A 15,466-nucleotide genomic window follows, 5' to 3' on the forward strand; every position below is an offset into this window, starting at 1 on the left:
CATGAGCAGCAATATCCCGGAATATGCCGACGTTCAGTCGCTCGATACCTTCCCGAAAGTGCTGGCCTATAATGCGCGCAACTGGGGCGGTGACGTTGCCATGCGCGAAAAGGAATTCGGCATTTGGCAGGAATTCACCTGGAAAGATTATAACGACCGCGTCAAATGGATGACGCTTGGCATGCGTGCGCTTGGTCTTGGTCAGGGCGACGTTGTCGGCATCATCGGTGAAAACCGCCCGGAATGGGTTTGGGCTGAAATTGCTGCCCATGCAATGCGCGGCATGTCGGTTGGTCTTTATCAGGACAGTCTTCACGAAGAAGTCGCCTATCTGATTACCTATTCTGGTGCGCGCATTCTGATCGCCGAAGACGAAGAACAGTGTGACAAGCTGATCGAACTTGGCGAAGACATTCCGACTGTTGAGCACATCATCTATTGCGACCCGCGTGGCATGCGCAAATATGATGACCCTCGCCTGATGGATGTTGAAAAACTCTATGAGATGGGCCGCGAGCTCGAAGCAAAGAACCCGGGTATCTATGACCAGATGGTTGCCGATACCAAGGGCGATGAATGCGCGATCCTCTGCACGACGTCGGGCACCACGTCCAAGCCGAAAATGGCGATGCTCAATTCTGGTGATTTTCTTGATCACTGTGCAGCCTATCTTCGTGCTGACCCGAAATATCCGGGTGATAACTATGTCTCAGTTCTGCCGCTGCCATGGATTATGGAGCAGGTCTATGTGGTTGGTCAGTCGCTGATCAGCCGCCAGATCGTCAATTTCGTCGAAGAGCAGGAAACCATGATGGCGGACCTGCGCGAAATTGGTCCGCACTTCGTGCTTCTGGCGCCACGCGTTTGGGAAACCATCGCGGCCGATGTTCGTGCACGCATGATGGATTCCACGCCCTTCAAGCAGAAGATGTTTGATTTCGGTATGGCCTTGGCGCGTACCGCCCTTGATAACGGTGGTCATTCCAAGATGGCTGATGTCATCTTGATGAATGCGCTGAAAGACCGGCTTGGCTTTACCAATCTGCGTTCGGCTGCGACCGGTGGTGCGGCGATTGGTCCGGAAACCTTCAAGTTCTTCCATGCGATGGGTGTTCCGCTGCGTCAGCTTTATGGCCAGACCGAGCTTTGCGGCGCCTATACCATTCATCAGCCGGGCGATATTGATTTCGATACCGTTGGTGTTGCCTTTGATAATTCCGAGATCAAAGTCATCAATACCGATGAAAACGGTGTTGGCGAGATCGTTGCCCGTACGTCGGGCATGTTCACCGGATATTACAAAAACCAGGCGGCCTATGACGATGACGTCAAGGATGGCTGGATGCATACCGGTGATGCCGGTTACTTCAAGGACGAGAACAAGCACCTTGTGGTGATCGACCGAATGAAGGATCTGGCGGAAACCTCGACCGGGGTGCGTTATTCGCCGCAGTTTATTGAAAACAAACTGAAATTCTCGCCGTTCATTGCCGAGGCCGTGATCCTTGGCAAGGACTTGCCGTTCCTGTCGACCATGATCTGCATTCGGTATTCGATCATGGCCAAATGGGCCGAGCAGCGCGGTATTGCCTTTACCAACTACACCAACCTGTCTGCGCAGCCGCAGGTCTACGACATGATCACCGAGGAAATCCGTGAAGTGAACAAAACACTTCCGGAAGCCCAGCGCATCAAGCGGTTCCTTCTGCTTTACAAGGAACTTGATGCCGATGATGGCGAGCTGACCCGTACGCGCAAAGTACGCCGCGGCGTGGTTGCCGAGAAATATGCCGACATCATCGATGCGGTTTATGCCGGCAATGAAAAGGTTGATATCGACACCATGATCACCTTCCAGGACGGGTCGAAAACCCGCATCCAGACGAGTGTGAAGGTCGTTGATCTCGAAAATAACAAGGTCGCACAGACGACCCCGAAAGCCGCCGAATAAGGTAGCAGCAAAACTGTGGTCCCGATCATCGGATCGCGGGCCGCCATTACAGGGATGGCAACATGAATTTCGAACTTCTGTTCCAGCTTCTGCTGAACGGGTTGATCGTCGGAACGCTCTATGGCGTCGTCGCCATGTGCTTTGTTCTGATCTATAAATCGACCCAGATCGTTAACTTCGCCCAGGGTGAGTTTCTGCTGATCGGCGCATGGGTTTGCTATGCGTTCCTCGTGGAAATGAGTATGCCCTTCTGGCTGGGTTTCCTGTTTACGCTGCTGTTTATGATGGCGTTTGGCATCATCCTGCAGATGGTGGTTTTGCGCCCGATGATTGGCGAACCGATCATCTCGGTCATTATGGTGACCATCGGTCTTTCGATCTTCTTCCAGGCGGCAACCAAGTGGATCTTTGGCGCAACGACCGCGACCTATCCGCAGGTGTTTGAAACCCGGTCAGTCAACCTGCTCGGCATGCAGATTGAAACCGCCTACATCATGAGCTTCGTGATCTCGTTGTTCATCATGGCCGGTTTCTACTGGTTCTTTAAATATTCCAAGCTTGGCCTTGCGATGCGTGCAACCGCGTTTGATCAGCAGGTCGCACAAAGCCTGGGGATTTCGGTTAAAACCGTGTTTGCCATGTCTTGGGCGATTTCGGCCCTGGTGTCGGGCATTGCCGGCATCGTGATTGGTATGGTCAACGGTGTGTCTTCGGCCCTGTCCGTGATCGGTATCAAGGTGTTCCCGGCGGTTATTCTGGGCGGCCTTGATTCCATCGTCGGTGCAATCGTTGGTGGTGTGATCATCGGTCTTCTGGAAAACACAGCCGAGTTTGTCGATGGCCAGTATCTGCACTGGGGCAACCTGTTCTCGATCGCGCCGTTCTATGTGCTGATCATTATCTTGTGCATCAAGCCGTATGGCCTGTTTGGCACCAAAGATATCGAACGTATCTAAGGGACGAGGAAGAATACTATGGCTGGATTTTCGATACGTCCCTGCGGTGATTTTCGAACGACCTATCGTCAGGATACCCGCATTTTCGATACGACCTATATCCGCAATGCCGCGATCCTTGGCATCATTGCCGTCGCACTGATCCCGTTTGTTCTGGATGGCTATTACGTCAACCTGTTCATCCAGATTTCCTACTTTGCCATTGCGGCACTGGGTTTGAACATTCTGGTTGGCTTTACGGGCCAGATTTCACTGGGGCACGCAGCGTTCTTTGGTTTTGGTGCCTTTGCATCAGCCTGGATCAACAATACGACCGGCATTCCGGTCTTGCTGTCGATCCCGTTGGCCGGTGTGATGACGGCGGCTGTGGGGATGCTGTTTGGTTTGCCAGCAGCACGCATCAAGGGGCTTTACCTTGCGATTGCGACACTGGCTGCACAGTTCATTCTTGAAGACTTCTTTGCCCGTGCCGAGTGGTTCACTGGTGGCTCCTATGGTGCGGCAGCCAACCCGATCAACGTTTTTGGCTATGAAGTTCTTGATGATTTCAGCTTCTTCTATGTGTGTCTGTTCTTCCTGGTGGTGATGTATCTGCTGGGTACGAACCTGATGCGTACCCGTGATGGCCGTGCCTTTGTTGCGGTCCGTGACCATTACCTTTCAGCTGAAATCATGGGCATCAATCTGACGAAATATCGTCTGATGAGCTTTGCAATTTCATCTTTCTATGCCGGTGTCGGCGGGGCGATGTATGGCCATTATCTTGGCTTTGTCTCGGCTGAAGGCTTCACCATTCTGCTGTCGATCCAGTTCCTGGGCATGATCATTATCGGTGGTCTTGGCTCGGTCAAAGGAACGCTGATGGGCACGGTGTTTATGGTGCTGTTGCCAGAAGTCATGGAAAGCGGTGTTAGCGCGCTGAGCGTTTTCGAATGGGCAAGCTCCACGGCTGTGACCGATGGACTGGCTTATATCAAGGAGATGGCAATTGGTCTGGCCATCATCTTGTTCCTGATCTTTGAACCCGATGGCCTGGCCCATCGTTGGCAACAGATCAGGGCGTACTGGAAGCTTTATCCCTTCTCGTACTGATAAAGACCCCCGAACCCGGCCCGCACAAAAAACAAGAGGGCCGGGACCAAAAAACGGGGAGACCGGGAGGCTATCTTTGATGAAAACGTCCAAGGGAGACGTCGTTATGAAGAGACTAATTGCTGCAACCGCCATGGTTGCGACCGGCCTGTCATTCTCGGCAGCCCAGGCTGATGACGATATGGTCTTTGTCGGCCATCTGATGGATATCACCGGCCCGACCGGCTTTATCGGCAAGTTCTATGCTGATGGTGTGCGTGATGCGCTGTCTTACATCAACACCCATGGCGGTATTGATGGCACGGTTCTGGATTCTGAATCCATCGACTATGCCTATAAAGTTCCGCAGGCGATTGCGAACTACAAAAAATGGCGTTCGCGTAATGAAATGGTCGCGATGCAGGGTTGGGGCACGGGCGATACCGAAGCTCTGATCAGCTTCGTTGCCAAGGACAAGGTTCCGGTCTATTCCGCGTCCTATTCCGGTCACCTGACCGATCCGACCGGCAAGAACCCGAAAACCGCAAAACCGGCACCGTATAACTTCTTCTATGGCGCATCCTATTCGGATGGCTGCCGTGCGCTGGTTCAGTGGGCATCTGAAGACTGGAAGTCTTCGGGCGCTTCGGGCAAGCCGGTCTTCTCGCATATCGGTGATAACCACCCGTATCCGAACGCACCGAAAGAAGCGTGTGCTGAATATGCAACCGAGCTTGGCTTTGAAGTAACCGCACCGGTCGTCGTTTCGATGAAGCCGGGCGACTTCAAGGCACAGTGCCTGACGCTTAAAGAAGCCGGTACCAACTATGGTTACCTTGGCAACCTCGGTCCGTCGGTTGTGTCGCTGGTGAAATCCTGTGACACGGTTGGCGCAACGCCGAAATGGCTCGCCAACATCTGGGCAGGCGATTACGAGACCCTGAAAACCATCGGCGATGTCGAAAATTATGTCTTCCCGGCTATGACCAGCTTCTGGACCGACGAAGGCGTTCCGGGCATGGAACTGGTACGCGAAGTTTCGAAAATGTCTGATAGCTCGGGCGAAGAATTCCGTACCCACCACTATATCCGTGGCATCTGCTCGGCCTATTACATGAAAGAAGCCATGGAATGGGCAAAGGCGAATGGCGGGATCACCGGTGAGAACATCAAGGCTGGCATGTATGCCCGCGAGATGTGGGTACCGAAAGGTCTTGAAGGTGTGTGCATGGAAGCAACCTGGACCGCCGAAGATCATCGCGGCATCAACACCGTCAACATCTATAACGGTAGCGCCAAAGGTGGCGAAGTAACGGTCGAAAAAGTAACGACCGTCACCCTGCCGCGTCGTGACGACTGGCTTGGTTACTAAGACCAACCGGTAAGACGAATGTCTCCCAGACTGTTCGGAGGCCGGGCATAATACGCAAGATGCCCGACCTCCGACAGCGGGGGATCACGAAGATCAAATTCGAAGGGGACACCATGGCAGAGCCCGCCCGCAAAATTGACACCGCTGAACCGATGCTGTCGGTCAATAACATCGAAGTTGTTTATGACGAGGTGATCCTTGTCCTGCGCGGGGTATCGCTTGAGGTTCCGCAAGGCAAAATCGTGACCCTTCTTGGCCCGAACGGGGCTGGGAAATCCACGACACTTAAGGCGATCTCGGGCTTGCTTAAGACCGAAGATGGCGAAGTGACCCGTGGTGACATCAATTTCATGGGCAACCAGATCGCCAATGGCAGCCCGGAAGAAATCGTGCGGTCCGGCCTGTTTCAGGTGATGGAAGGCCGCCGTATCATTGAAGACATGACCTGCATCGAGAACCTGCGTCTGGGCGCCTATACGCGCAAAGACAAGGGCGTCAAAGACGATATCGAGATGGTCTTTGAATATTTCCCGCGCCTCAAAGAACGCACCGGTCTTGCCGGTTACCTTTCGGGCGGGGAGCAGCAGATGCTGGCAATCGGGCGTTCGTTGATGGCGCGTCCGAAAATGATCCTGCTTGATGAACCGTCCATGGGCCTGTCGCCACTTTTGGTGAAGGAAGTGTTCGGGATCATCGAAAAGATCAATCGCGAGCAGGGCATCACCATGCTGATCGTTGAACAGAACGCCAACTTTGCGCTGAAGGTTGCCGATTACGGCTACATCATGGAAAGCGGCAAGGTGGTTCTGGATGGCACCCGCGACGAGCTTTTGAACAATGAAGACGTCAAAGAGTTCTATCTTGGCGGTGGTTCGGAAGAACGCAAAAGCTTCAAGAACATTAAATCTTACAAACGCCGTAAACGTTGGCTGTAAGAACCATATAATGATGTGGTTGCCAAAGTAGATGGAAAGACAGGTGTGATGCTGACGACTTATTACGATGAACGCGAAACCCGGACGCCCGAAAGCCGTGAAACCGGCCTGATGGCAGCATTGCCGCGTATCTTGCATCACGCCAAAACCAAGTCGGCAACATATGGCCGCATCCTGGCTGACATCGACCCGCAGACCATCACATCACGCGAAGCACTGGCATCCTTGCCGGTTACGCGCAAATCCGATCTGATCGATGGCCAATCCAAAGAACCGCCACTTGCGGGCCTGAACGCTACACCGATCCCGGCCATGGCGCGCATGTTCCAAAGCCCCGGACCGATCTATGATCCGCAGGGTAAGGGCGATGATTGGTGGCGGATGGGCCGCGCGTTCTTTGCTGCCGGTTTTCGCCCGGGCGATATCGTTCATAACTGCCTGTCTTATCACCTGACACCGGGTGGTTTTATCTTTGACAGCGGTGCGCGTGCCTGTGGCTGTGTTGTGGTTCCGGCAGGCGTTGGACAAAGCGAAGCACAGGTCAAAGCGATCAGTGATCTGAAACCAGCCGGTTACAGCGGTACGCCATCGTTCCTGAAGATCCTGATTGAAAAGGCCGAGGAACTTGGTGCAGATATCTCGTCGATCAAACGTGCATTGGTGTCGGGCGAAGCATTGCCTGAAAGCTTACGCGACTGGTTTGCCGAGCGCGACATTGCCATGCTGCAATGCTATGCTAGTGCGGATCTTGGCCTGATTGCGTATGAAAGCGACGCCAAGAATGGCATGATCGTTGCCGAGGACATTATCCTTGAAATCGTCCGTCCCGGAACGGGCGAGCCGGTCCCGGCAGGCGAAGTTGGCGAGGTTGTCGTCACCACGCTTAATATGGATTACCCGCTTATTCGGTTTGCGACTGGTGATCTGTCGGCGATTGCGGTGGGGCAAAGTGCCTGTGGCCGCACCAATGACCGTATCAAGGGCTGGATGGGCCGTGCCGATCAGACCACCAAGGTCAAAGGCATGTTTGTGCATCCCCAGCAGGTTGCCGAGATTGTTAAACGCCACGATGCGATTGCCAAAGCCCGCCTTGTTGTGACGCGCGAAAACGACAATGACGTCATGACCCTTCTGTGCGAAGGCAACGAGGGTGCGGCTGATTTGGCCGCCATTGGTGAAACCATGGCCAGTGTTTGCAAATTGCGCGGCGAAGTTGCCTTTAATCCGGCCGGAACCCTGCCAAATGATGGCAAGGTGATCGATGATCGCCGGGATCATTCCTAACGCGTTAACTTCCCGTAACGCTTCATTCCCGCTCGGGAAACTTGATGCCGCCTGGTTTCGACCGGCGGCATTTCTTTTGCTTTGAATAGGATACAAAGATCGACCTTTGATATCCGGATTACAGCCCGGCATACGTTTTAGGAAATGTAAGACACTGTTGATTGTTTGCGATTAAGGTCGCAGGCATGGCCAACGCACTGCAAATCAAAGCCAAAAGGAGCCGCCCGCATGAGTGATGAAACAACCTGTGTTCGGGCCCCGGCAATCAGCGACGACGGCTATGTCAGTTTGGCACCTTCGGTTCACCGCGTATCAACCATCGTCTTTCCCGATAGTGCTGACTATGCCAACCGGGCAGAGCGCGGTGTCGATGGCTATAGCTATGGTCTTGGCGGCACGCCCACGACCCGCAAACTCCAAGCCGCAATCAATAAGCTTGAAGCAGCCGAGGGAACCTTGCTTTTGCCATCCGGGCAGGCGGCAATCATGTTGGTGTTTGTGTCAGTCTTAAAACCCGGAGATACGGTGCTGATCCCTGATTGTGCCTATCCGCCGGTACGATCCTTCTGCCAGGATTTCCTTGCACCACGCGGGATTGAGCACCGCGTTTATGATCCGCGCGCTTCGATTAATGAAGTATCATCGATGTTCGCTGAAAATGTGCGCTTGGTCTGGATCGAGACGCCTGGCTCTACCACGATGGAAATGACGGACGTTTCGGCACTGGTTTCCAGCGCACATGCCAAGGGTATTTTGGTGGGCTGTGACAATACATGGGCGACACCACTCAACTTCAAGCCGGTCTCAGCGGGTGTGGATTTCGTGGTCGAGGCATTGACCAAATATGCAGGCGGGCATTCCGACATCTTAATGGGGTCGGTTTCTGTGGGCCGTCGTGATTGGTATCTGTCCCTGAAATCGATGATGAGCATGATGGGACTGGGCGTGTCGCCCGATGACTGTGCGCTTGTTCTGCGTGGTATTGAAACCATGCCGCTTCGTTTGCGTCATGCGGAAAAGATCGCATTCGCATTTGCCAAACGGATTTCTGAGACAGTTGCGCCGGAACTGGTCCTGCACCCGGCCTTGGAACATGATCCGGGCCATGCCATCTGGAAACGGGACTTTGCCGGGGCGAGTGGCGTGTTCAGCATCATCATCCCGGATGACAAGGCATCCGCTGTGATCGCAGCCGTCGATCATGCAGAAACCTTTTCGATCGGGGCATCATGGGGTGGGACGCACAGCTTGTTGGCGCCGATGTCAATTGCAGCTGATCGGACCTTCCCTTGGCCGGGAAATTCCAACACCATTTTGCGGATCAGCATTGGCCTTGAAGACCCCGATGATCTGTGGCGTGACTTGTCCCGCATTATTAATGCATTAGCATAATAGAAATATGATTGCGGCTGTTTATGATGTCGCCGTCGCAGCTGAATGAGCTGTGGGATGAGCTTGGGGGAAGAATGGCACGAACTGGCAAGAGCTTTGCCGTTTCAATGATAACGGTCTGTCAGTTGATGGCGCTTGCCCTGTGGTTCTCGGCAACGGCGGTGCTTCCGCAATTGCGCGCCGAATTTGACATCAGCACGCTGCAATCATCCCTGTTTACCAGCTCTGTCTTGTTGGGGTTTGTGCTTGGCACTGTCATCAGTGCCGCATTGGGGTTGGCGGATCGGATTGAACCGCGTCGCTTTTGGGCCGCCTCCGCAATGATTGCCGCGACCGCCAATATCCTGATCCTTACGGTTCCGGTGGATGGCGTTGTTGTCATTCTGTTGCGCCTGATGACAGGTGTTTGCATGGCGGGGATTTATCCGGTCGGCATGAAGATGGTCGCAACCTGGTCACGTGGCGATACAGGTTTCCTTGTTGGACTTCTGGTCGGTGCGCTGACCATGGGATCAGCGATGCCCCATCTGTTTTCGGTTGCGGTTCCGCTTGATTGGCGCTGGGTGATCGTGATTGCCAGCGTTTCAGCTTATATCGCAAGTGTCGCAATCCTGTTTGTCCATTTGGGTGGAACACCGGGCAAATCGCCGCGCTTTGATCCGAAAATGGTTGGCAAGATTTGGGCGAACAAGCCGCTTCGTCATGCGTGCTATGGTTATTTCGGGCATATGTGGGAACTCTATGCCATGTGGGGCTGGATCGGATTGTTTCTGTATGGGGCCTATTCAGATCGCATGATCGACAATCCCGGCATCTGGTCAGCGCTTTCGACCTTTGCCATTGTCGGTGTGGGCGCGTTTGGATCACTTGCCGGCGGATACTATGCAGACCGGATTGGTCGCACGACGGTCACCATCACCGCCATGGTGATCAGCGGGGCCTGTGCGATGGTGGCCGGGGCATTTGGTGATGCACCCTTTGTGATCCTCCTGGTCATTTGCATCATCTGGGGCATTTCGGTGGTGGCCGATTCAGCACAGTTTTCATCCTGCGTGATTGAACTTGCCGATCCACATCAGGTCGGCACGGCCCTGACACTGCAAAATGCCATCGGGTTCATGATTGCGTTGGTTTCGATCCATCTGGTTCCCATTGTCGCCGAGAATTTCGGATGGTGGGGCGCGTTTGCGATGCTGGCCATCGGACCGGTTCTTGGTACCGTCGCGATGTTGCGTTTGCGCATGATGCCAGAGGCGATACTGCTTGCAGGTGGTAAAAAGTAATCAATACCCGTGTCGGGGTTGTAAACACGGGTGATCGTCTTCACTTGACAGCGGCAAGGTAAAAAGCTGCGCTGTTTGGGTTTTCTTGACCATTCTAAGGCCAGGACCTATTAATTTGATTGGAGTGGCAGTGTTTGTATTGGCAAAATCCAAGGAAAAGCCCGCTGGGCGGGTTGGTATCCCGGCAAAGGGATTTGACGTGGGAGTTTGCCAATACAAACACTGTCCGTCGGATCGATCAGATTTGCACGGGCGACTTTGTCGCAAAGACTTGAAAGATGCATATCTTCCTGCGCCTTTGCTTCGCGTATCCGCACAAATCTGATCGACCAGTCAAACCAAATTAATAGGTCCTGGCCTTAGGTACAAATATTAACTTCTGCCGGAATTTTCTTGCTGTCTCGCGTTGGGGGCGATGCGGCGAATATCCAAAAATAAGGGTCTTTCATGAGTCTCACCCTCATTGTTTTGCTTCCCTTCATTGGGGCGGTGTTACCCGCCATAATGATCAGGGCCGGGCGCAATGCATGTGCCACTGCTACCGGTTCTGTGACGCTGCTTGCCCTGATCCTTTTGATGGCAAAGGCCCCTGCGGTCATTGCCGGCGAGGTGTTTCAGGTCAGTTATAATTGGTTGCCGGAATTAGGTTTGAACGTGACCTTCTTCCTTGATGGGCTTGGGTTGCTGTTCGCAACATTGATCCTTGGCATCGGCTTGCTGATTATCATCTATGCGCGGTTCTATCTTTCAAAGAACGATCCCATGGGCAGGTTCTATGTGTTCCTGTTGCTGTTCCAAGGCGCCATGGTTGGTATCGTTCTTTCCGATAACATTCTGCTGCTGCTGATTTTCTGGGAGCTGACATCGCTGTCATCGTTCCTGTTGATCGGTTATTGGAAGCATCTGCCAGAAGGGCGTCAGGGTGCACGCATGGCGCTTGCCGTCACCGGTGCGGGTGGCTTGGCAATGATTGCCGGGATGTTGATCTTGGGCGACATTGTCGGGTCCTATGATCTGACCGTGATCTTGCAAAATGCCGATCTGATCCGGGCATCGCCGCTGTATGTTCCGGCATTGATCCTGATCCTGCTGGGTTGCTTTACCAAATCGGCACAATTCCCGTTCCATTTCTGGCTTCCGCATGCCATGGCTGCACCGACCCCGGTTTCGGCCTATCTGCATTCGGCAACCATGGTCAAGGCGGGCATCTTCTTGATGGCGCGTATGTGGCCGGTTCTGTCGGGCACGCCGGAATGGTTCTATATCGTTGCGACAGCCGGTCTTGTGACCATGGTGCTTGGCGCATGGATTGCGATCTTCAAGCACGACCTTAAGGGGCTGTTGGCGTATTCGACGGTCAGTCATCTTGGTCTTGTGACCATGTTGCTTGGTTTCGGAACGCCGATGGCAGCCGTTGTTGGGGTGTTCCACATCATCAACCACGCGACATTCAAAGCAGCGCTGTTTATGACGGCCGGTATCATCGACCATGAAACCGGGACGCGTGATATTCGTCGCTTTGGCGGGTTGCTCCATCTGATGCCGATTGCCGGGACCATCGGGATTGTGTCGGCGGCATCAATGGCCGGTATCATTCCGCTCAACGGCTTCATTTCCAAGGAAATGATGCTGGAAGAAGCATGGCACACCATGTGGCTTGACCAAAGCTGGGTGGTGCCGCTTCTGGCGACTGTGGGTGCGTTGTTCTCGGTGGCTTATTCGTTCCGCTTTATTTTCCATGTCTGGCTGGGCAAACCGCGTGATGAGCATCTTCCGCATCATCCGCATGACCCGCCCTTTGGCATGTGGGCACCGCCGGCATTGCTGACGGTTCTGGTGGTTCTGATCGGTTTGTTCCCGCAAACGATTGCGGGTCCGCTGGTTGCCGCAACGTCGGGTGCGGTTATTGGTGGTCCGTTGCCTGATTACTATCTGGCATTGTGGCACGGCCTGACCCCGGCATTGGGTATGAGTGTGATTGCGATTATCGGTGGTTCGCTTTTGCTGATGCGTCACGGTGGGCTGATGAAGGCAACGGCCAACTTGTCGCGCCCGGATGCCAAGGCGATGTTTGATTGCGGGATTGCCAAACTGGTCGCACTGAGCCGACTGATTTCGGACAATCTGCATAACGGATCACTACAGCGGTATCTGTGCATCATGGTGGTTGCCTCGGTCGCGATTGGTCTTTCTGGTTTCTATGCGAAGCCGGATTACCTTTCGGGTTCGCGCGAGCTGCTTGACGTTTCACTGCCCGCAGCCATTGGCTGGTTGTTGCTGGTTGTTACCTGTATTGCGTCGGTCTTTATGCATCATAACCGTCTGCTGACCTTGCTTCTGGTTGGTGTGGTTGGACTTATCGTGTCACTTGGTTTCATTTACCTGTCGGCACCGGACTTGGCCCTGACCCAGATCTCGGTTGAGGTCGTGACAGTCATTCTGATGTTGCTGGCCCTTAATATCCTGCCAAAGGAAACGCCAAAGGAAAGCATGCCGGGGCGCAAATTGCGTGACGGATTTGTTTCCATCGTGGCGGGTCTTGGTGTTGGTGGGGCGATCTGGGCGATCATGACGCGTGATCTTCCCAACTCGATCTCGGCCTATCATCTGGCGAACTCGAAAACCGAAGGCGGCGGGACCAACGTTGTGAACGTGATCCTCGTTGACTTCCGTGGCTTTGATACCTTTGGCGAGATCATCGTTCTGGGTATTGCTGCCCTATCGATCTTTGCGTTGATTGAAACCGTGACCCAGGGCGAGGCGGCAAAACGTCTGGCAAACTGGGTGGTGGATAATCGCCGTTCGGCAGACCGCCATCCGATGATGATGGTTGTTGCCACACGGGTGATGTTGCCGCTGTCGCTGATGGTGGGTGTTTACATCTTCCTGCGCGGTCACAACGAACCGGGCGGTGGCTTTATCGCTGGTCTGGTCGTCTCGGTCGCACTCGTCATGCAATATATGGCGTCCGGCTTTGGCTGGACCCAGAACCGCATGAAGGTCAACTATCACGGCATGATCGGTCTTGGTGTAATTGCAGCTGCGATTACGGGTATTTCGGCATGGGTCGCGGGGCTTCCGTTCCTGACCAGTGGCTTTACCTATCTTAGCCTGCCAATCATCGGCAAATTCGAAGTCGCGTCTGCGATGGGCTTTGACCTTGGCGTGTTCCTGACCGTGGTCGGCGCAGTGATGCTGGCCCTGGCCAAGCTGTCACAGGTCGAACGCATGGCAGAACATGTCGATATAAATGCCGAACCGATGGACCATGATCCTTCTGCACCGGCGACGCCGGTGGCAACGCCGGAAAAGGAGGCCTGATATGGAATTTCTTGTAGCAAGCAGTATCGGGCTTTTGATCACGTGCGGCACATATTTGTTGCTGCGTGGTCGAACCTTCCCGGTCGTGGTCGGTTTGGCGCTTATTTCCTATGCGGTGAACGTGTTCCTGTTCGCCATGGGACGCCTGACGATCAATATGCCCCCGATCCTGCGTGAGGGTGTCACCGAATATACCGATCCGTTGCCTCAAGCACTTGTTCTGACGGCGATTGTGATCTCGTTCGGGATGACGGCCCTGATCGTTGTTCTATCGATCCGGGCTTTCCTTGAAATCGGTAATGACCATGTTGACGGTCGCCCGGTGGGTGAGCCATCCGAAGCAGGAGATAAAAACTGATGGGTGACTGGATTGTTGTTCCCATAGTGCTGCCCGCCGTGATGGCCGCTCTGATTGTTTTGGCGGTACGTCACGACATTATCCTGCAGCGCGTGTTTTCGATTGCAGCCACGGTCGCCCTTATTGCGGTGACCCTGTCGCTTCTGATCTTTGCCAGCGGCAATGATCCGGAAATGTATGCGTTGTCGGATTGGCCGGCACCGTTTGGCATTGTTCTGGTTCTTGACCGTCTCTCGGCGATGATGATCTTCCTAACATCGCTTCTGGGACTTGGTGTTGTTCTCTATGCATCAAGCGAATGGGATCAGCGCGGCAAGCATTTCCACGCCCTGTTCCAGTTCCAGCTGATGGGGGTGAATGGTGCGTTCCTCACGGGCGACGTGTTTAACCTGTTCGTGTTCTTCGAAGTCCTGCTGATCGCGTCTTATGGCTTGATGCTGCATGGCGCGGGGGCGGAACGTCTGAAGGCCGGCATGCAATATGTCGTGATCAACCTGACGGGTTCGGCTTTGTTCCTGCTTGGTGTTGGCATGATCTATTCGGTCACGGGCACGCTGAACATGGCCGATCTCGCCATTCAGGTTGCCAATGTTGCGCCGGGCGATGCGGCGTTGCTGCGTGCAGGTGCGCTTGTTCTTTTGCTGGTATTCTGTGTGAAGGCGGCGTTGGTTCCGATCCATTTCTGGCTTCCGGGTACCTATGCCAATGCACCGGCACCGGTTGCGGCCCTGTTTGCGATCATGACCAAGGTTGGTGCCTATTCCGTGCTGCGCGTTTATTCGCTGGCATTTGGCGATACAGCAGGCGACATGGCCTGGATTGCAGAACCCTATATCCTTCCGGCCGCACTGATCACCCTTGTTCTTGGGATGACCGGTGTTTTGGCGGCAAAGCGTTTGAATACGCTGATTGCCTTTGCCGTGATTGGATCGATGGGCACGCTTCTGACAGCGGTTGGTTTGTTCACACCAGAAAGCATTGCCGCAGGTCTTTATTATCTGCTGCATTCGACCTTCTCGGCAGCAGCGCTGTTCCTGATTGCCGATCTGGTGGTGTCGCGTCGTGGCGCGTTTGCCGATAGCCTGCATACCGCCCCGAAATTCCATCAGTCCGGTTTCCTTGCCGTTCTGTTCTTTATCGGGGCGATCGGCATGGCCGGGATGCCGCCACTGAGCGGCTTTATCGGTAAGCTTCAGATCCTTGATGCCGCGCGTTCCAGTGATGCGATGGTGTGGGTCTGGGCGATTATCCTGATCACGTCGCTGATGTGCATCATCGGCTTTGGCCGGGCAGGCAGCGTTCTGTTCTGGAAAAGCGCATCGGTCGAGGGCGAGATCACGGTTGAAGGTGCCAAATGGCCCGTTCTTCCGATCATTGCCGGCTGTGGCATGTTGACCGCCTTGATCGCCTTGACGGTCTTTGCCGGCCCGATCAGCGATTACCTAAACGGTGTGGCTGCCCAGTTGTTTGACACATCCGACTATATCGAAGCGGTGCTTGGGCAAGGTGCCCTGGCACAGCTTGGCCAGTAAGGGGGGACCAA

The 15,466-nt window shown here is 54.2% G+C and carries 11 protein-coding genes; all 11 read left to right on the forward strand.

Annotation, left to right across the window (positions count from 1 at the left end; translation table 11 throughout):
* Position 1: 1 nt before the first annotated feature.
* Positions 2–1,951 carry a long-chain fatty acid--CoA ligase gene (locus ACMZ66_RS12775; protein ID WP_416937589.1) on the forward strand — a complete coding sequence of 650 codons (1,950 nt, stop codon included), beginning with the start codon at positions 2–4 and terminating at the stop codon, positions 1,949–1,951.
* A 62-nt stretch (positions 1,952–2,013) separates the two neighbouring features.
* Positions 2,014–2,907: a branched-chain amino acid ABC transporter permease gene (locus ACMZ66_RS12780; RefSeq protein WP_416937590.1), complete on the forward strand. Its 894-nt coding sequence runs from the start codon at positions 2,014–2,016 to the stop codon at positions 2,905–2,907.
* Between the two features lie 18 nt (positions 2,908–2,925).
* Positions 2,926–3,999 (forward strand): branched-chain amino acid ABC transporter permease, encoded by a 1,074-nt coding sequence (locus ACMZ66_RS12785; protein WP_416937591.1) that lies wholly within the window; start codon positions 2,926–2,928, stop codon positions 3,997–3,999.
* A gap of 106 nt (positions 4,000–4,105) precedes the next feature.
* Entirely contained in the window at positions 4,106–5,350 is a 1,245-nt protein-coding gene (locus ACMZ66_RS12790; protein WP_416937592.1) for an ABC transporter substrate-binding protein, read from the forward strand.
* A 152-nt stretch (positions 5,351–5,502) separates the two neighbouring features.
* Entirely contained in the window at positions 5,503–6,285 is a 783-nt protein-coding gene (locus ACMZ66_RS12795) for an ABC transporter ATP-binding protein (protein ID WP_416937691.1), read from the forward strand.
* A gap of 48 nt (positions 6,286–6,333) precedes the next feature.
* A complete protein-coding gene (locus ACMZ66_RS12800; RefSeq protein WP_416937692.1) occupies positions 6,334–7,569 on the forward strand; it encodes a phenylacetate--CoA ligase family protein in 1,236 nt (411 codons plus the stop codon).
* 228 nt (positions 7,570–7,797) lie between these two features.
* Positions 7,798–8,961 (forward strand): trans-sulfuration enzyme family protein, encoded by a 1,164-nt coding sequence (locus ACMZ66_RS12805; protein ID WP_416937593.1) that lies wholly within the window; start codon positions 7,798–7,800, stop codon positions 8,959–8,961.
* Between the two features lie 74 nt (positions 8,962–9,035).
* Positions 9,036–10,244: an MFS transporter gene (locus ACMZ66_RS12810; RefSeq protein WP_416937594.1), complete on the forward strand. Its 1,209-nt coding sequence runs from the start codon at positions 9,036–9,038 to the stop codon at positions 10,242–10,244.
* A gap of 447 nt (positions 10,245–10,691) precedes the next feature.
* Positions 10,692–13,565, forward strand: coding sequence for a monovalent cation/H+ antiporter subunit A (locus ACMZ66_RS12815; protein ID WP_416937595.1), 2,874 nt, complete (start codon positions 10,692–10,694; stop codon positions 13,563–13,565).
* Position 13,566: 1 nt separating this feature from the next.
* Positions 13,567–13,923 carry a Na+/H+ antiporter subunit C gene (locus ACMZ66_RS12820; protein WP_416937596.1) on the forward strand — a complete coding sequence of 119 codons (357 nt, stop codon included), beginning with the start codon at positions 13,567–13,569 and terminating at the stop codon, positions 13,921–13,923.
* Complete coding sequence (locus tag ACMZ66_RS12825; protein WP_416937597.1) at positions 13,923–15,455, forward strand: monovalent cation/H+ antiporter subunit D; 1,533 nt, start codon at positions 13,923–13,925, stop codon at positions 15,453–15,455. The genes ACMZ66_RS12820 and ACMZ66_RS12825 overlap by 1 nt, the downstream gene beginning before the upstream one ends.
* The last annotated feature ends 11 nt before the right edge of the window (positions 15,456–15,466 follow it).

Origin of the sequence: Thalassospira sp. (assembly GCF_048059015.1) — a bacterium.
Taxonomy (GTDB): domain Bacteria; phylum Pseudomonadota; class Alphaproteobacteria; order Rhodospirillales; family Thalassospiraceae; genus Thalassospira.